We start from the raw sequence: 17576 nt of genomic DNA on the forward strand, positions 1-17576 counted from the left end.
CTCCCATGGCGCGCCCCGGTCTGCCAGCCAGCCGGGCGCTTTTACCTTGGTAGCGCTATCAACAGCGATATGTTCGGTCAAGCCGGCCGATGTCAGGCCGAAACGGCAACGCCGGTATCGGACTGGCGCAAGACCAGCGAGAAATCCACGCGCACGTGGCGCGGCGTGCGCGCCTTGGCATCGAACACGCTGTCCACCAGCAGGCGCACCGCCTCGCGCGCCATGTCGGCCACGGGCTGGCGCGCGGTGGTGAGTTCAGGCCAGACATTGGTGGCCGAGGCGGTATCGTCGAACCCGCAGACCGAAAGCTGGCGCGGCACGTCCAATCCCATGCGATGCGCCGCCGCGATCGTGGCGGCGGCCATGTCATCGTTGCTGGCAAAGATCGCCGAGGGCCGCTCGTCCAAAGCCAGCAATGCCAGCGCGCAATCCATGCCGGAGCGGAACGTGAAATCGCCGGTGGTTTCCAGGCGTCGGTCGGCGTCGATGCCCGCGCTTTCCAAGGCACGGCGATAGCCGTTGCGGCGCAGGGCGCTGGCCGTCTGGTTGGGCGCGCCACCGATAAAACCGATGCGCTTGTGCCCCAGGGCAATGAGGCGCGCCGTCAGGGCAAAGGCGGCGGCTTCATCATCGATCGTCACGGCGTGGGCCAGCGGCGAGGGCGCACCCGTGGCCACTTGCGCCATGACCATGCCCGCCCGGTTGATGCATTCCAGCAGCAGCACGTCATCGGAAAGCGGTGGTGGCAGCAGCACGGCATCCACCCGATGCAGCAACAGCTTGGCAGCCAGCGCATCGCGGCTCGCCTCTTCCTCGAAATGTTCGACCAGAAGCTGTGCGCCCATGGCGTTGGCCTGTTCGGTCGATCCCACCAGGAATTCGCTGAGATAGGCGGCGCTCGGGTTGGAATGGAGCAGGCCGATGCGGCATTGCCGCCCGCCGGCCAGGCTGCGCGCGGCCAGGTTGGGCACATAGCCCAGTTCGGCAATCGCCTTTTCCACTTTGGCCCGGGTGGTTTCGTGAACCTTGGGATCGCTGTTGACGACCCGCGACACGGTCATCGGCGAAACCTGGGCGAGACGCGCCACGTCGGCAACGGTGGGCCCGCGCGCGCCCCTGCGCTGGCCCCGCTTTGCGCGCCCATTGTCCTGCTCTGCCATCTTCCGGCTCCTACGCGCGGCTCCGGCGCCATGCAAGCAAAACAACGCTTGCGCGCGTCTGCTTGGTAACGCTAACTATTGCATTCCGTGTCGGACGAAGCAAGCGCCGCCGCCATCGAGATCGGGATCAGGATGCACCGCAAGACCATCAGTTTCACCGCCTGCCTGCTTGCGGGCGCACTGGTTGCCAGCCCTGCCGTGGTGGCTGCACAAGACACGGCAACCCCTGCTGCCGCGCAGGCCCATCCCGCGCTGTGGCCAGTGGTCAAAAGCGGCCTGGCGCTCGATCCCGCGACGGAGCGGAAAATCACCGCGTTGCTGCGCGCGATGAGCCTGGAGGAAAAGATCGGCCAGATGATCCAGGCCGATCTTTCCACCATCCGGCCCGATGACCTGCGCCGATACCCCCTGGGTAGCATCCTGGCCGGCGGCAGCACGCCGCCGCTCGATGCGCCCGATCGCTCCCCCGCCGGGCCATGGGTGGCCACCGCCCGCGCCTTTCGCGCCGTGGCGATGGAGCGGCGGCCGGGCCACCAGCCCATCCCGCTGATGTTCGGCATCGATGCGGTCCACGGCAACAACAACGTGGTGGGCGCCACGCTTTTCCCGCACAACATCGCGCTCGGTGCAGCGCACGACCCCGATCTGGTCCGCCGCATCGGCGAGGCGACGGCGCGCGAAACGGCGGCGGCCGATATCGACTGGGCGTTTGGCCCGACGCTGGCCGTGCCACAGAACGATCGCTGGGGCCGCACGTTCGAAGGCTATTCCGAACGGGCCGAAATCGTGCGCGCCTATGCCGGCGCCATGGTGGAAGGCCTGCAGGGCAAGCCGGGCGCCGACAACCGCATCCAGACCGGGCACGTGGCGGCCAGCGTCAAGCATTTCCTGGGCGATGGCGGCACCACCGACGGGGCGGACCAGGGCAACACACAAGTGCCCGAAAGCGAACTGATCGCCATTCATAACGCCGGCTACCCCAACGCCATCCGCGCTGGCGCAATGACAGTCATGGCGTCGTTCAACAGCTGGAACGGCCAGAAGATGCATGGCAATCGCAGCCTGCTGACCGATGTGCTCAAGGGGCGCATGGGCTTTACCGGGTTCATCGTGGGCGATTGGAATGGCCATGCCCAGGTGCCCGGCTGCAGCAACGTGGATTGCCCCGCCAGTTTCAACGCCGGGCTCGACATGGCGATGGCACCTGACGGCTGGAAAGGCCTGTTCGACAACACCCTGCGCGAGGTGCGCAGCGGACAGATTCCGATGGCGCGGGTCGATGACGCCGTGCGCCGCATCCTGCGCGTGAAATTTCGCCTTGGCCTGTTCGATCCGGCCCGGCCGCTCGCGGGGCAGGATGGCGTGCTGGGATCGCCGGCCCATCGCGCCCTGGCACGCGAGGCGGTGCGCAAGTCGCTCGTGCTGCTCAAGAATGACGGCGTGCTGCCGGTGCGCGCCAACGCGCGCGTGCTGGTAGCCGGCCCTGCCGCCGACGATATCGGCCTGCAATCGGGCGGCTGGACACTGAGCTGGCAGGGCGAAGGCAACACCAATGCCGATTTTCCCAATGCCCAATCGATCTATGCCGGGATTGCCCAGGCGGTGCAGGCCGGCGGCGGCACGGCCATGCTCAGCCGCGATGGCACATTCACGCAAAAGCCCGACGTGGCGATCGTCGTCTTTGGCGAAACCCCCTATGCCGAAGGCGTGGGCGATGTGAAAACCCTGGAATTCCAGGCGGGCGACAAGCAGGCACTGGCCCTGCTCAAGAGGTTGCGCGCAGCGGGCGTGCCCACCGTCTCGGTCTTCCTCTCGGGCCGCCCGCTGTGGGTGAACCCTGAGCTCAACCAATCCGATGCCTTTGTCGCCGCCTGGCTGCCGGGCAGCGAGGGCGGCGGCATTGCCGATGTGCTGGTCGGCACCGCGCAAGGGGCGCCGCGCAGCGATTTCCACGGGCGGCTGTCGTTTTCCTGGCCCAGGACGGCAGGCCAGTTCACCCTCAACCAGGGCAAGCCGGGCTATGATCCGCTGTTTCCGCTGGGTTATGGCCTTAGCTATGCCCACGGCGGCAAGGTCGGCGCGCTCGACGAAGCACCGGGGCTTGATGCCGGGGCGGCCAATACCACGCTGTTCTTGAGCCGCGCGATGGCGCCCGCACCGTTCAAGCTGGACCTGGCGCCCGGCCTCGACGCCCGCAAGGTCGATAGCGCGACCACGCAGGAAGGCGCGTTGCGCCTGGCCTGGAAGGCGGGCCAAGAGGGCGCACTGCGCGTGCGTGGCGCACCGCTGAACTGGATGCGCGAATTGAACGCGCAAATGGTGCTGCAACTCACATATCGGGTGGAGCAGGCGCCGCAAGCGCCGGTCACTCTGGAACTCGCGGCCCATGGTTCAGCGGCCGGCGTGCCGCTCAACGGCGTGCTCGCCCCCGCCGATGGCCAATGGCACACCCTGCGCGTGCCGCTCTCGTGCTTTGCCGCGCGCGGGCTCGACATGAGCAAGGTGGACGAAGTGCTGGGCCTTGCCAGCACTGGCCCCTTTGCCATCGCCCTGGCCGAAGCGCGCCTGTCGGGCGATCCCACCGGCGCGGTCTGCCCCAAGGACTAGGCGCGTGAACGCATACCCGCCCCTTCCCTCGAGGGGCGCAGGCACGACCGGCCGGGCCATCCACCCGGCCGGTCGCGTTCGCTGTCACGGCAAAGGCATCGTGAACGGTGCAACCGGGCTGGCATCGGCGTCGAACAGGTTCACCACCGGGCTGTCTGCCCAGAGATAGCGCAGACTGGCATCGCCTGCCTGCGTCGCCAAGACGACCGTTTCCGCCCCATCCAGCCGCGCCTCAGCATAGCGGCAATGGGCCGCCGCATCGCACAGTTCAAAGCCGATCGGCACACTGTCGCCGATGACGCGCAAGGGCCGGTTGAAACGCAGCCGCAGCGTGGCGCCGTCACGCCCGGCCTGGGGCAGCGCCGCCACGTCCTTGCCGGCAAGCGCCAGGGCCAGGCGATGGCCCACCGGCTTCTTGCGCGTGGGGTGGATATCGTCGGGATCGCCCACGTCGATTGCCACGGCCAGCCCGGCTTCGGCATCGGTGGCAGCTACCTCGCGCTGCGCCTCGCGGATCTGCGGCCAGAACGCCGCAACCGGACCAGTGGCGAGCGGGCCATAGCCGGCGATCTGCACGATGCCGAAACGGCGGGTGGAAAACTGGCTGCGCCAGGCGGCAATCAAGCCGCGCAGCAAAGCGCGATAGCCCTGCGCATCGCCGGCGTTCGATTCCCCCTGGTACCAGGCGATGCCCGCCAACGGATAATCGCCCAGTGGCGCGATCATGCCGTTGTACAGCGTCGTAAGGCCGCTCGCGGCGATCCATGGCGGCATCGGCACGCGGCCGGAACCGCCCAGCGGTGCCCCCTGCACCACAGTCCAATCCTTGAGCGGCAGCGCCGGGCCGCCCGCCAGTTCCAGCGCCGGGGGCGCCGCGCCATGCAGCCCGCCGCCGCCCCCGCTGTCGAGTACGTTGACCGTGATCGTATTGGCCCCGGCGCGCAACACGCCGGGCGCCAGGGCATAGCGGCGCTGGTTGTTCCAACCCACGTCTGCCCCGACCACGCGCCCGTTCACCAGGGTCTGGTCGATATCGTCGGCCACGCCCAGGCGCAGCGCCTGCACGGCGCCCGCCTGCTGCCTGGTCAGTTGCACTGTGGCGGTATAGGTCGCCGTACCATCGAACTGGGCGAACGCGGGATCGCCCCATTCCTCCCACACGCGCGAAACATCGGCGGGGCGGCCCGCTCCCTTGCGCACCGTGCGCGCGAAATAGCGGCCCAGGCGCTCGCTCCACGCCGCCTGGGCGGCCGCCGGATCGCGCCGGCGCAGTGCCAGCAAGGCCAGTTCGTCGGTATACGTGCCCAAGCGCTGGGCAGCGGCTTGCGGCAGCCAATCCTCGATGATCGATCCGCCCCACGAGGCTGCGATCAGGCCCACCGGCACTTTGCGCGTCGCCTGGAGATCGGCCCCCATGAAATAGCACACGGCCGAAAAATCGGGCACGCTCGTCGGCCCGGCCGTTGCCCACGCCACCGGCGCGCCAAATTGCGCCTGGGGCGCCAGGCTGCTTTGCTTGGGCACGTTGAACAGGCGCAAGTCGGCATTGGCGCTGTTGCCGATCACCGTATCGGCATTGGTGGCATGGCGCAGGGTGAATTCCATGTTCGATTGCCCCGAACACAGAAAGACGTCGCCAAACGCCACATTGGCCAGGTGGGCCTGCTGCCCGGTGGACGCGGCAAAATGCAGGACATGGCCGGTGCCGGCGTCATGCGCGGGCAGCGCCACCTGCCATGTGCCATCGGCGGCCACGGTGGCATCCTGGGCCACGCCATCATCCAGCCGCACATGGACAACGCTGCCCGGCTCGCCCGTGCCGCGCAATGGTGTCGGCACGCCGCGCTGGAACACGGCGTTGTCGGTAAGAATCGGTGCCAGGGCAAAGGGCGCCGCCTGCGCCAGCGTGGGCGCGGCGGCAAGCGCCAGGGCCAGCGCGCCGCAAGACGCGCCGAAGGGCGCCAGGCGCAATGAAAAACCAGGGTGGAACATGCCCGGCAAGGCTCCTCTCGATGCTCGGCACGCGCCCGACGGGGTGCGCGCCGCGTTTTTGATGGTGTATTGTTAGCGCTATCTTGACGGCAATTCGAGCGCAATTTATGCCCTGCCGCAAGGAAGCGAAATCCAGCGCAAAAACCATAACCCGCCGTGCCCCGCAGCCGGCCAGGGAAGGAGAGAGACATGCCCGCAACGTGCCCCGCGCGAAGGACCATGGCCGCCTTGGGCGCTATCACCGCAAGCCTTGCCCTATCCATGCCGACTCATGCCCAGGGACCGGCACCCGCCGCCGCCACCGCAGCGCCCGTTCCGCTGGCGAGTGGGCCCTATCACTGGCAGACCGTGCCGTTCGGCGCGGGCGGGTTCATCGACGGGTTCCTCTATCATCCCCGCCAGCCCAGCATCCTCTATGCCCGCACCGATATCGGCGGCATGTATCGCTTTGATTTCGAAAAAAAGCGGTGGCTGCCCCTGCTCGATCACCTGGGCCATGACGATGGCGATCTGATGGGTGTGCTCAGCTTTGCCGTCGATCCCCAGGCGCCCGATCGGATCTATGCCGCAACGGGGCTTTATCTTTCGCAATGGAGCCGCAAGGGCGCGATCCTGCGTTCCGACGATCGCGGCCGCACCTGGCAGAAAACCGAACTGCCGATCGGCGTGGGCGGCAACAGCGATGGCCGCGGCTCGGGCGAGCGGCTGGCCGTCGATCCGCGCCAGGGCGACGTGCTCTATTTCGGGTCGAACCGCGACGGTTTGTGGAAAAGCACCGATCGCGGCCGCAGCTTTGCCCGCACCGGCGCCAGTGTCGCCGGATTCAGCCTGGTCGCGGTCGATCCCGCCGTGGCCAACCAGGTCTGGGCCGGATCGACCGACGGCACCGGCGCGCTGGTGGTGAGCCGCGACGGCGGCGCCAGCTTTGCCCCCGTGCCCGGTTTGCCCGCGCTGGTGCCCCAGCACCTGGTCTTCGGCCCCGACGGCAGCCTCTACGTGACGTTCGCCGGCGGCGACCAGGCCAGCACGCTCAACCCCGCCAACGTCAAGACCGGCGCGGTGTGGAAGCGCGACGGCAAGGACGGCGCGTGGCACGATATCACCCCCACCCCGCCCGCTCCGGGCCTGCCCGGCGGCTTTTCGGGCATCGACCTGTCGAGCGATGGCACCCTGGCGGTATCGACCATCGATCGCTGGGCACCTGGCGACGATATCTACCTTTCGCGTGACGGCGGCGCGCATTGGACCGCCTTGTCCGCGCACGCACGCCACGATCCCAAGGGCTATCCCTGGCTGGTCGACTACATGAAGGGCGAGGATCGGATGGGCCATTGGATGGCCGATCTCAAGTTCAATCCGTTCAAGCCCGACGAACTGGTCTACGGCACCGGCTATGGCCTGTGGATGAGCCGCAACCTTGCCAGCGCCAAGGGCCAGGAGCCGGTGCAATTCGATTTCACCGTCGCCAACCTGGAAGAGGCCGCCACGCTGCAAATGGTCTCGCCCACCGGCGGGGCGGCAATCCTCGCCGCGTTCGGCGATGTCGGCGGCGGTGCCTGGGAAGACCTGGCGCGCACGCCGCCGCGCAAGGGCCTGTTCACGCCCGCCAGCGAAACCAACTTCAGCATCGATTATGCCGGCCTCAAGCCCGGCAGCCTGGTCCGCCTGGTCGATCGCGCGCCCACCCACGGCTATGTCTCGGCCGACGGCGGCGCCAGCTGGACCCCGTTCGGCGCTTCTGCCTGGCAACCGCCGGCACCGGGCGAGCCATGGCGCGGGCTGGGCGTGGCGGCCATTTCGGCCAAGGCTACGTCGCTCGTCTGGGCGCCGCAAAAGGATGGCCTCTATTTCTCGACCGACACGGGCCGCACCTGGAAGCCTTCGTCCGGGATCACCGCGCGCGCCGATGATTCCTACCTGCCCGTGGCGGACAAGGCCGCCGACGGCATCTATTATGTCTATGATCGTGCGGCCTCCGCCGTGCTGGCCAGCGGCGATGGCGGCGCCACGTTCAAGCCGCTGATCGAAGGGCTGCCCAAGCTTGAATCCTGGCAGCAGGGCCGCCTGGCGGTGGTGCCAGGCCGCGTGCGCGATCTGTGGCTGGCGCTACCGATGGGCCTGTTCCATTCGCCCGACAGCAAGACCAAGGTCACCCAGAACCGCAAGGTGACCGAGGCCTGGCTGGTCAGCTTTGGCGCGCCCACGGTCAAGGATGGCTATCCGGCGGTGTTCCTGTGGGGCAAGGTCATGGGCCAGGAAGGGCTGTGGCGGTCCGACGATGCCGGCGCCAACTGGGTGCGGATCAACAGCGCGGACCAGCAGTTCGGCACGCTGCGCGCGATCGCTGGCGACATGCTCGATCCCGGCACGATTTACCTCGCGCCGCACGGGCGCGGCCTGGTCGTCGGCATGCCGGCCAACAAAGCGCTGCCCGCGCCGGGCGCGCCGCAGGCCAACGCGCTTCCCGACGGGCCGCCGGCCGTGCGCCAGATCGCCATCGACGCAGCGCGCGATGGCGGGCCGATCGACCGCTTCTTCGATCTCTCGATCGGGTCGGACTATCCCGGCACGCTGCGCCGCCCGGAAAACATGGCGCAGCTCAAGATCGCGAGCGAGGAACTGGGCTTCCGCACCATCCGCTTTCACGACATTTTCCACGATGCGCTGGGCACGGTAAAGCGCGTGAACGGCAAGATCGTCTATGACTGGACCGCGATCGACGCGCTCTACGACGATCTCAAGGCGCGCAACTTGCGCCCCTTCGTCGAACTCGGCTTCACCCCCGATGCGATCAAGACCTCGGACCAGACGATCTTCTATTGGAAGGGCAACACCTCGCACCCCCAGCCGGGGCCGTGGCGCGATCTGGTCGACGCCTTCGTGCGCCATGCGATTGCGCGCTATGGCCGGGAGGAAGTGCGGCAGTGGTTTTTCGAAGTGTGGAACGAGCCCAACCTGGCCGGCTTCTGGGAAAAAGCCGATCAACCGGCCTATTTCGACCTCTACCTGCAGACGGCGCAAACCATCAAGGCGATCGACCCGCAACTGCGCGTGGGCGGTCCTTCGACGGCAGGCGCGGCGTGGGTGCCCGAACTGCTCGCCTATGTGAAGGCCAAGGGCGGCACGATCGATTTCGTCACCACGCATACTTATGGCGTGAACGGCGGTTTCCTCGACGAAATGGGCAAGGACGATACCAAGCTCGATCCTTCGGCGCAGGCGATCACGGGTGACGTGCTGCGCGTGCGCCAGCAGATCGAGGCTTCGCCCTTCCCTGGCCTGCCGCTCTATTTCACCGAATGGAGCACCAGCTATACCCCGCGTGACCTGGTGCACGATTCCTATGTCAGCGCGCCCTATATTCTGTCCAAGCTGAAAGCCGTGGAAGGCGCGGCGCAAGGGATGAGCTACTGGGTCTATTCCGATCTGTTCGAGGAACCCGGCCCGCCGACGACCGAGTTTCACGGCGGTTTTGGCCTGATGACCAAGGACGGCATCCGCAAGCCCGCGTGGTTCGCCTACAAGTATCTCCATGCCCTGCAGGGCCACCGCGTGCCCTCGGCCGACGGGCAAAGCTGGATCGCCAGCGATGGCCGCAAGATCACCGCGCTGGTGTGGGATTTCCGGCAGCCCGACCAGCCCACCAGCAACCGCAGCTTCTTTGGCAAGCTGGTGCCCAATGCGCCGGTCGCGCCGGTGCGCCTGGCGTTCAACCACCTCAAGCCGGGTCGCTATCGCTATACCCTGCATCGCACCGGCTATCGCGCCAACGATGCCTATTCCGCCTATATCGACATGGGCGCCCCGGAACAGCTCACCCCGGCGCAGTTGGCCAGCCTTCAGGCCCAGGCACAAGACAAGCCGGAAGCGAGCGAGACGGTTACCGTTGGCAGCGATGGCGCCTTCGTGCGCGAAGTGCCGATGCACAGCAACGACGTGGCGCTCGCCACGCTCGAACCCCAGGGCTAGGCCCGGTTCTCACCAGCGGGCGGGTGGCGCAGCGGCGCCCCCGCCCGCTGCTTCAATCAAACAGCTTGTGCGGCAGGCGCCAGGCAATCGCCATGCACAGGCCCAGCAGCACGACGATCGCCGCCAGCGCGGCCATGGCCGGAAACGGATAATGGCGTGCGCCGCTGGCGAAATAGAGGCTGCCCACCAGCGCCACGCCCAGCGCCGCACCGAATTGCTGGCTGGTCTTGAGCAGGGCACTGGCCGCCCCGGCGTGGTCGCGATCCACGCGTGAAACCACCACGGGCCCAACGCAGCCCGATGTCATGCCCATGCCCGCGCCCGCCATCATCAGCGCCAGCACCACCAGCAGCCATGGCAGGTGCGCAACGGTAATGCCCCACAGCACCAGCGCGGTGGCGGGCAGCATCGTCGCCGCGCCCAGCACCAGCACCCAGCGGCCCAGCCTTGGCAGAAGGTTGCGGCTCATCACCCCGATGCCGAACATCGCGCCCAGGCCATAGGGCATGTGCAGCAAGCCGGTGAACAGCGGCGTCTGGCCGCGCTCTGCCTGGCAGGCAAAGGCAAAGACCAGCAGGAAGCCCGATCCCACCCCGCCGAACACGATTGCCAGCGCCAGCCCCAGCCGGAAACTGGCAATGTTGAACAAGGCCGGATCGAACAGCGCCGGGCGCCCCTCGCGCACGCGCCGCCCGGCGTGGCGCCAGGCCATGATCCCCAAAGGTATCACGGCGAGCAGCGGCCACAGGTTCACCCCGCTATGGCCGCTTTCGGCCGCGCCGATCAGCGGTTGCAACAGCGCCGCCATGGCCAGGCCGAACCATGCCATGCCGAGCAGGTCATAGCCGGCCGGCCGGCTTGACCGTGCCTCGGGCAAAAGCACCAGGCCGGCGATCACCGCGCCGATCCCCACCGGCAGGTTGATCAGGAACACCGCGCGCCAGCCAAGTTCGAACAGGTTGGCCTCGATCAGGATGCCGCCCAGCACCGGGCCGGCGATCGCTGCCAGGCCGCCGATCACGCCGAACAACGCCATGCGTGAAACGCGTTCGAGCGGGGAGAACATGACCTGGACCATGGCCATCGCCTGGGGCGCCATCACCGCCCCCGTCGCGCCCTGCAGCAGCCGCGCCGCCACCAGCGCCGTGCCGGTCGTGGCCAGCCCGCAGGCCGCCGAAGCAAGGGTGAAACCCGTCACCCCGATCAGGAACATGCGGCGATAGCCGAAAGTATCGCCCAGGCGGCCACCGGCCATGAGCAGCACGGCAAAGGCCAGGGAATAGCCCGCCACAATCCATTGCGATGCCTGGGCATCGGCGCCCAGGCTGGCCTTGATCGCCGGCAGCGCGGTGTTCACGATCGTCATGTCGACGATTTCGAGCACCAGCGCCGTGATCAGGGTGATCAACGCGAAGGTTTTCTGGCGATGCGTCAGGCTTTGCGGGTCTCGACCGGTGGACTTTGGCACGCTCAGATCTTGCCTTCGCGCAGCATGCCCACGGCCGCATCGGCAGCGCGTGCAGTCAAGGCCATGTAGGTGAGCGACGGGTTCTGGCACGCCGACGAACTCATCTGCGCGCCATCGGTGACGAACAGGTTGGCCACATCGTGCGCCTGGCTCCACTTGTTGAGCACGCTGGTGGCCGGATCGTTGCCCATGCGCGCGCCGCCCATCTCGTGGATCGCGGTGCCGCCCGCACCCGGCCGGTCAAAGCCCATGATGACCTGCCCGCCCGCGGCGGTGAGCATTTCGGCCGCCTCGGCCTTGGCCTGGGCAAGTGCGGCGTGTTCCTCCGCGCCAAAGGCGAACTCGATCTTGAGCTGCGGCAGGCCGTTGGCATCGGTCTTGCTGCGATCGAGCGTCAGGCGATTGCTGGCGCGCGGCACGCAATCGGCAAAGGCCACCAGCACCATGCGCCACGGGCCGGGACGGTGCAGCGTGTTCTTGTAGTCCGCACCGATCCCTTCCATCCGCTTGCCCTGCGTCCAGGTGCTTTGCAACGCGCCGCCCTGGAACGAAAAGCCGCGCGTGTGGCCGACGCCGTCGAGCGTTTCCATGTTGCGATACCGCGGAATGACAATGCCGGTCGGCCGGTTGCCGAACGAGGTATGCGCGTCGAAGCCGGGCATGATCGCCGCTGCCGAAAGCGTGTTGGCATGGTCCATGATGTGCGTGCCCAGCACGCCGCTGGAATTGGCCAGGCCCTGTGGCATCGCCTCGGTGGTGGAATTGAGCAGCACGTGCACCGAATTGAACGCCCCGGCGTTCAGGAAGACCAGCCGCGCCGTGGCGCTCTTGCGGGTGCGGGTCTTGGTGTCGATGTAGCGCACCCCGGTAGCCCGGCGCGTGGCCGGGTCATAGTCCACCGCTTCGACCACGGCATCGGTAATCACGGTCAGGTTGCCGGTGGCCATGGCGGCCGGCAAAGTGCTCGACTGCGTGGAGAAATAGGCGCCATAAGAACACCCGCGCGCGCAGATCGAACGATACTGGCACGGCGCCCGGCCTTCTTCTTCCTTGGCCTGGGTCAGGTTCGCGGTGCGTCCCACGGTAAGGCAGCGATCGGGCCAGCGCGCCGCAATCGCTTCGCGCGTGTGCTGCTCCACCACGTTGAGCGCCATGGGCGGCTGGAATTGCCCGTCGGGCAATTGCTTAAGGCCTTCCTTGGCACCCGAGACGCCGACGAAGCTTTCCACCTTGTCGTACCATGGGGCCAAGTCGGCATAGCGGATCGGCCAGTCGGTGCCGTGGCCATCGCGCGCATTGGCGGCAAAGTCATAGTCCGACCAGCGATAGCACTGCCGGCCCCAGGTGAGCGAGCGGCCGCCCAGCTGATAGCTGCGGAACCAGGTAAACTGCGTTTCGGGCGTGGTCTGATAGGGGTTCTGCGCGTCGTTGACGAAGTGGCCCTGGGTGAATTCGTTGAAATGGCGATTGAGCATCTGCACGGGATATTCCCGTTCATAGAGCGCGGCATCGCCTTCGCCCCGGAACGGCATTTCCCAGGGCGCTTTCATTTCCGTATCATAGTCCTGCTGATGGCGGATCTCGCGGCCCCGCTCGATCATCAGCACTTTGAGCCCAGCCTTGGTCAATTCCTTGGCCGCCCAGCCACCGCTGATGCCCGAGCCAACCACAATCGCATCGAAATCCATGGGAAACATCCTGTCCGCAAATCAGCCGAAATCGATGGCCGTCCAGTCGCTGGAATAGCTGCGCGTGGTGGGGGTGACCGGCAGGTCGGGGTCCCACCGGCCGGGCACGAGTTCGTAGTTGAGTTCCTTGGAACCGCCGATCTCGCTGGTGTAGTAACCGGTCAGGATCAGGTTCTTGATCGGGTGCCAGGGCTGCGCAGCAGGCACCTTGGCAAAGGCATCGTGATCGAGTGCGGCCAGCGCGGACTGGCGTTGCGCGGGCGTTGCCACGGCAAACGGACGCCCGGCGCGCTTGGCAAGTTCGGCTGCCAGCCAGCTCGCGTGATCGAGGCTGCCATCGGGACGGGCAAAGGCCGCCACCGCCGGATCGGCGCGCAGCGCATCGGCCAGCGGCTTGCGCGTGCCGTCCAGCCCGTGGTCGAGCGCGAGCAGCACAAACGTGCCCGCCCCCACTTCACCGGCCCCGGCCGTGCCCGTGCGCGGGATGACCAGTTGGGCAACATCACGCATCAACGCCTGGTGCGGGGCCAGCCGCGCCGCCTTGCGCCGCGCGGCGGCCAGCGCTTCGTCGGCCGGGCCGAGCGAGGCGCCAAGGGCCGCGCCGAACAGCGCCAACCCGGCCATGAATTCGCGGCGCTGCCATGCACCGGCGGTCTTGTCTGCCATGTTACCTCGCTTTGCCTCGTGCCGACCAGCTTCGTCGCGGAATGCCATTACATCAGCCCCAGATTGCCACCGGCCGCGGCATAGGCGGCAAAGGCCGCCTGCCGTGCCGGGGTGGATACCGCCGGTGCCAGGCCCGGCTTGTCGCCCAGCCACATCACCGCCCCAGAACCGTCTGCCGCCATCGTCGGCCAGGGCGCACCGCGGCCGGCCGGGTTGCCGCTGCGCAGAAACGCCAGCACGTGATCCTGCCATTGCCGGCTGACCGCCGCATCGCGCGCGGTGAACTGGCGCCCGCCCTGCCCCAACGTGCCAAACAGATAAGGCAGTTGCGAGGAATGGAACGCACCGAACGATGCCCCGCCCGGTGCGGGCGGATAGGCATGGTCGTAAAGATAGGCGTAGACCCGCTGGCCCGCCTGCGCGCGGGCCCTGGCCCAGAGCAGCAGCCCGGTCATATAACGGTCGCGCGCGATCAGCAGGTTGGATTGCTGGGCCTGCGCCGCATCGGCATGGGGATAGAGCGCAAGCAGCCGATCGGCAAAATCGCCATAGCGCCCTCGCACCGCCGCTTCGAACGCGGCGGGCGAGCGGATCGACAGGTCGATCATCTCGGCGCCGTTGAAGCCTGTCAGCAACGGGACCGGGCTGGCCACCGGCAACGCCGCGCGGACCGGATCATGCGGCAGGAACGCACCATCAACGTGGGGCACGTAGACCAGGCGTGGCGGGCCGCTGCCACCGGGAACCACCTTGGTCGCCTCCACCAGGTCTGCCGCCGCAACCGCGCGCAGCGCTGCCGCGTCTGCGGCATGCAGCCGCGCGCCAAGCGCCTGACCTTCGGCATCGCCCTGCGCCAGGCTGGGCACGTCCACCGCCATGCTCGCGCCGCTCAGCGCCATGGCCTTGGCGAACAGGCCCTTGGCGCGGGGCGACACGATCAGCGCCACGACCGATTCGGCGCCGGCGGATTCACCCGCGATCGTCACGTTGGCCGGATCGCCGCCAAAGCGGGCAATGTTGGCCTTGATCCAGCGCAGCGCGGCAATCTGGTCTTCCAGGCCGTAATTGCCCGAGGCACCCGATTGCCCTGGCCCGCGCAGCGCCGGATGGGCGAGGAACCCGAACACGCCCACGCGATACTGGATGGTGACCACCACGGCCCGCCGCGCCGCCAAGGCTGCCCCGTCATAGACCGGCACGGTGGCGCCACCCCCGCTGAACCCGCCACCATGGATGAATACCAGCACCGGCAAGCCATGCGCCGGGCCCGCCGGTTTCCACACGTTGGCAGTCAGGCAATCTTCGGAATAAGGCGGCGGCGCCAGGAATTCGGCGGTATAAGGGCCCCAGGCGCCGGCCTGCGCCTGATAGCACGAGGGGCCAAAGCGGCTGGCATCGCGCACGCCCTGCCAGGCCGGTGCCGGGCGCGGCGCTTGCCAGCGCAGCGCGCCAACCGGGCCTTGCGCATAAGGCAGCCCCAACCATGCTTCCACGCCACGGCTCGCCGTGCCCGCCGCCAGGCCCTGTGCCGTGCGCACGAGTGGCGCGGGGCTGGCCGCTGCAACACCGGGAATGCCAAGCGCAAGCGCTGCAAGCAGCACGGCGGCCGGTTGCTTGATGGCCATGAGGCATTCTCCCGCGTCGGTTTGATTTATCGTAATCAATATAATGGTTCTAAAATAGGTCAAGCCGGCAAAACGCCATTGGCCGCAAATGCGGCGCAATCGCCCGGCAATCTACGGAACCGGCTTGCCGTGGCGCGGCTGGCAGGCAGCGCCACGGCAAGCCGGAATGAAGGTCAGATGCCCATCAGCTTGCGGTTGAGCGCGCGATCGGCGCCACCGGCGGCAAAGTCGTCAAACGCGTGCTCGGTGACGCGAATGATGTGGCGGGCAATGAACGGGGCGCCCTCGGCCGCACCCTGCTCGGGATGCTTGAGCGCGCATTCCCATTCCAGCACGGCCCAGCCGGGGAAGTCGTATTGCGCCATCTTGGAAAAGATCGCCGGGAAATCCACCTGCCCATCGCCCAGGCTGCGAAACCGGCCGGGCCGATCAACCCAGCTCTGGTACCCGCCATAAACGCCACTGCGCCCGTTGGGGCGAAACTCGGCATCCTTCACGTGGAAGCATTTGATCCGCTCATGATAGATGTCGATATAGGCCAGGTAATCCAGGCATTGCAGAACGAAGTGGCTGGGATCGTAGAGAATGTTGGCGCGCGGATGGTTGCCCACGCGTTCCAGGAACATCTCGAAGGTCGCGCCGTCGTGCAGGTCTTCGCCGGGGTGGATTTCATAGGCCGCGTCCACGCCGTTTTCGTCGAACACGTCCAGGATCGGCTTCCACCGCCGCGCCAGTTCGTCAAACGCGTCTTCCACCAGGCCCGCGGGCCGCGCCGGCCATGGATAGAAATAGGGCCAGGCCAGCGCGCCGGAAAACGTGGCATGGGCGCTCAGGCCCAAGCGCCGGCTGGCAACCGCCGCCTTCTTCACCTGCTCCACCGCCCAGGCCTGGCGCGCGGCCGGGTTGCCGTGAACCTGCGCCGGGGCAAAGGCATCGAACTGCGCGTCGAATGCCGGATGCACCGCCACCAACTGCCCTTGCAGGTGGGTGGAAAGTTCGGTGATCGCCAGGCCCTTGTCGGCGAGCAGGCCCTTCACCTCATCGCAATAGGTCTGGCTTTCCGCTGCCAGGTCAAGATCGAACAGGCGCTTGTCCCAGCTGGGAATCTGCACGCCCTTGTAGCCCAGGCCGGCCATATAACTGCCGATGGCATCCAGGCTGTTGAACGGGGCGGCATCGCCGGCGAACTGGGCCAGGAAAATGCCCGGCCCCTGAATGGTCTTCATGGCTGTTCGGCTCCTTCAAACGGTCGATTTCAAGCCCTCAGGGGCACCCATCCGGCGCCTTCGCGGCTGGCCGCCACGGCGGTGGCGATGAACGCCATGCCGCGCAAGCCCTCTGTCACGCCCGGCAGCAGCGGCGCTGCCTCGCCGCGCAACAAGGCGGCAAAATCGCGGTAGAGGTTGGCAAAGGCTTCCAGGTATCCTTCGGGGTGGCCGGCCGGTGTGCGCGTGCGCGCCACGGCATCCGGGCCGAGCTGACCGCTTCCGGCGTGGATCACTTCGCTGCGCCCGTCAATGGTGTTGTATTCCAAGACATTGGGCGTTTCCTGGCGCCAGGTCAGGCCACCCTTGTCGCCATAGAGCCGAATGCGCAGACCATTGCGTTCGCCCACTTCGATCTGGCTGGCCAGCAGCACGCCGCGCGCGCCGTTGTCGAAACGCAGCAGCACCGTGCAATCATCGTCGAGCGTGCGGCCGGGCACCACGGCGGCCAGATCGGCCAGCAGTTCGGTCACTTTCAGCCCGCTGATGAATTCAGCCAGTTGAAATGCGTGGACGCCGATGTCGCCGATGCACCCGCCCAGCCCCGCGCGCGCGGGGTCGACGCGCCACTGCGCCTGCTTGCCCGTCGCTTCTCCAGCCAGCCAGCCTTGGGGATATTCCACCACGATCTTGCGCACCGTGCCCAGCGCGCCGGCGGCAACGCGTGCGCGCGCCTCACGCACCAGGGGATAGCCCGAATAGGTATAGGTCACGCCAAAGGGCAGGCCCGCGGCCGCAACCAGCCCGGCCAGTTCCTGCGCTTCGGCCAGGGTCGCGGTCAGCGGCTTGTCGGTCATCACCGGAACACCGGCCGCCAGCGCGGCGCGGGCAGCGGGCAAATGGTGGTGATTGGGCGAGACGATCGAAACGAAATCGATGCCATCGGGCCGCGCACGTTCGGCCGCGAACATCGCCTCAAGCGTGGGATAGGCCCGCGCAGAATCGATGCGATAGCTTGCCGCAGCCGCCTGGCCGCGCGCCGCATCGCTGGAAAACACGCCGGCAACCAGCTCGATTTCCCGATCCATTTCCGCCGCATAGCGATGCACCGGGCCGATGAACGCACCAGGCCCGCCGCCGATCATAGCCATTCTCAGACGCCGCAAGTCACTCTCCCCACGCGGTTTCGTTTGTAA

10 protein-coding genes are annotated in these 17576 nt (G+C 67.4%); 2 read left to right on the forward strand and 8 right to left on the reverse strand.

The annotated features are described in order from the left end of the window. Positions 1 to 92: 92 nt before the first annotated feature. Entirely contained in the window at positions 93 to 1160 is a 1068-nt protein-coding gene (locus FHW94_RS17965; protein ID WP_168557191.1) for a LacI family DNA-binding transcriptional regulator, read from the reverse strand. A gap of 87 nt (positions 1161 to 1247) precedes the next feature. On the opposite strand from FHW94_RS17965, the gene FHW94_RS17970 reads away from it, so the two are divergent. After that, entirely contained in the window at positions 1248 to 3767 is a 2520-nt protein-coding gene (locus tag FHW94_RS17970; protein ID WP_349237550.1) for a glycoside hydrolase family 3 N-terminal domain-containing protein, read from the forward strand. Between the two features lie 84 nt (positions 3768 to 3851). On the opposite strand, the gene FHW94_RS17975 is transcribed toward FHW94_RS17970, so the two are convergent. After that, positions 3852 to 5759 (reverse strand): sialate O-acetylesterase, encoded by a 1908-nt coding sequence (locus FHW94_RS17975; protein WP_168557192.1) that lies wholly within the window; start codon positions 5757 to 5759, stop codon positions 3852 to 3854. Positions 5760 to 6020: 261 nt separating this feature from the next. On the opposite strand from FHW94_RS17975, the gene FHW94_RS23380 reads away from it, so the two are divergent. Then, entirely contained in the window at positions 6021 to 9728 is a 3708-nt protein-coding gene (locus tag FHW94_RS23380; protein ID WP_246866239.1) for a hypothetical protein, read from the forward strand. Positions 9729 to 9780: 52 nt separating this feature from the next. Here the strand turns inward: FHW94_RS23380 and FHW94_RS17985 are convergent, their stop codons facing one another. The 6 genes from FHW94_RS17985 to FHW94_RS18010 all read right to left on the reverse strand — a co-directional run bounded on the left by FHW94_RS17985 (position 9781) and on the right by FHW94_RS18010 (position 17531). After that, positions 9781 to 11196 carry an MFS transporter gene (locus tag FHW94_RS17985; protein ID WP_349237551.1) on the reverse strand — a complete coding sequence of 472 codons (1416 nt, stop codon included), beginning with the start codon at positions 11194 to 11196 and terminating at the stop codon, positions 9781 to 9783. Between the two features lie 2 nt (positions 11197 to 11198). Continuing rightward, positions 11199 to 12884, reverse strand: coding sequence for a GMC family oxidoreductase (locus FHW94_RS17990; RefSeq protein ID WP_168557193.1), 1686 nt, complete (start codon positions 12882 to 12884; stop codon positions 11199 to 11201). A 21-nt stretch (positions 12885 to 12905) separates the two neighbouring features. Continuing rightward, entirely contained in the window at positions 12906 to 13550 is a 645-nt protein-coding gene (locus FHW94_RS17995) for a gluconate 2-dehydrogenase subunit 3 family protein (RefSeq protein WP_168557194.1), read from the reverse strand. A gap of 47 nt (positions 13551 to 13597) precedes the next feature. Further along, positions 13598 to 15175, reverse strand: coding sequence for a carboxylesterase family protein (locus FHW94_RS18000; protein WP_168557195.1), 1578 nt, complete (start codon positions 15173 to 15175; stop codon positions 13598 to 13600). Between the two features lie 173 nt (positions 15176 to 15348). Beyond that, positions 15349 to 16401, reverse strand: coding sequence for a sugar phosphate isomerase/epimerase (locus tag FHW94_RS18005; protein WP_168557196.1), 1053 nt, complete (start codon positions 16399 to 16401; stop codon positions 15349 to 15351). A gap of 29 nt (positions 16402 to 16430) precedes the next feature. Beyond that, positions 16431 to 17531, reverse strand: a complete 1101-nt coding sequence (locus FHW94_RS18010) for a Gfo/Idh/MocA family oxidoreductase (RefSeq protein WP_168557197.1) — start codon at positions 17529 to 17531, stop codon at positions 16431 to 16433. Positions 17532 to 17576: the final 45 nt, after the last annotated feature.

Origin of the sequence: Novosphingobium sp. SG720 (assembly GCF_012275365.1) — a bacterium.
GTDB classification, from domain to species: Bacteria; Pseudomonadota; Alphaproteobacteria; order Sphingomonadales; family Sphingomonadaceae; genus Novosphingobium; species Novosphingobium rhizosphaerae.

What these genes read in the sequence shown, in the direction of transcription:
- FHW94_RS17965 (WP_168557191.1), bottom strand. Translation starts at nt 1,160, where the DNA reads ATGGCAGAGCAGGACAATGGGCGCGCAAAGCGGGGCCAGCGCAGGGGC.
- FHW94_RS17975 (WP_168557192.1), bottom strand. Translation starts at nt 5,759, where the DNA reads ATGTTCCACCCTGGTTTTTCATTGCGCCTGGCGCCCTTCGGCGCGTCT.
- FHW94_RS23380 (WP_246866239.1), top strand. Translation starts at nt 6,021, where the DNA reads ATGCCGACTCATGCCCAGGGACCGGCACCCGCCGCCGCCACCGCAGCG.
- FHW94_RS17990 (WP_168557193.1), bottom strand. Translation starts at nt 12,884, where the DNA reads ATGGATTTCGATGCGATTGTGGTTGGCTCGGGCATCAGCGGTGGCTGG.
- FHW94_RS17995 (WP_168557194.1), bottom strand. Translation starts at nt 13,550, where the DNA reads ATGGCAGACAAGACCGCCGGTGCATGGCAGCGCCGCGAATTCATGGCC.
- FHW94_RS18000 (WP_168557195.1), bottom strand. Translation starts at nt 15,175, where the DNA reads ATGGCCATCAAGCAACCGGCCGCCGTGCTGCTTGCAGCGCTTGCGCTT.
- FHW94_RS18005 (WP_168557196.1), bottom strand. Translation starts at nt 16,401, where the DNA reads ATGAAGACCATTCAGGGGCCGGGCATTTTCCTGGCCCAGTTCGCCGGC.
- FHW94_RS18010 (WP_168557197.1), bottom strand. Translation starts at nt 17,531, where the DNA reads ATGGCTATGATCGGCGGCGGGCCTGGTGCGTTCATCGGCCCGGTGCAT.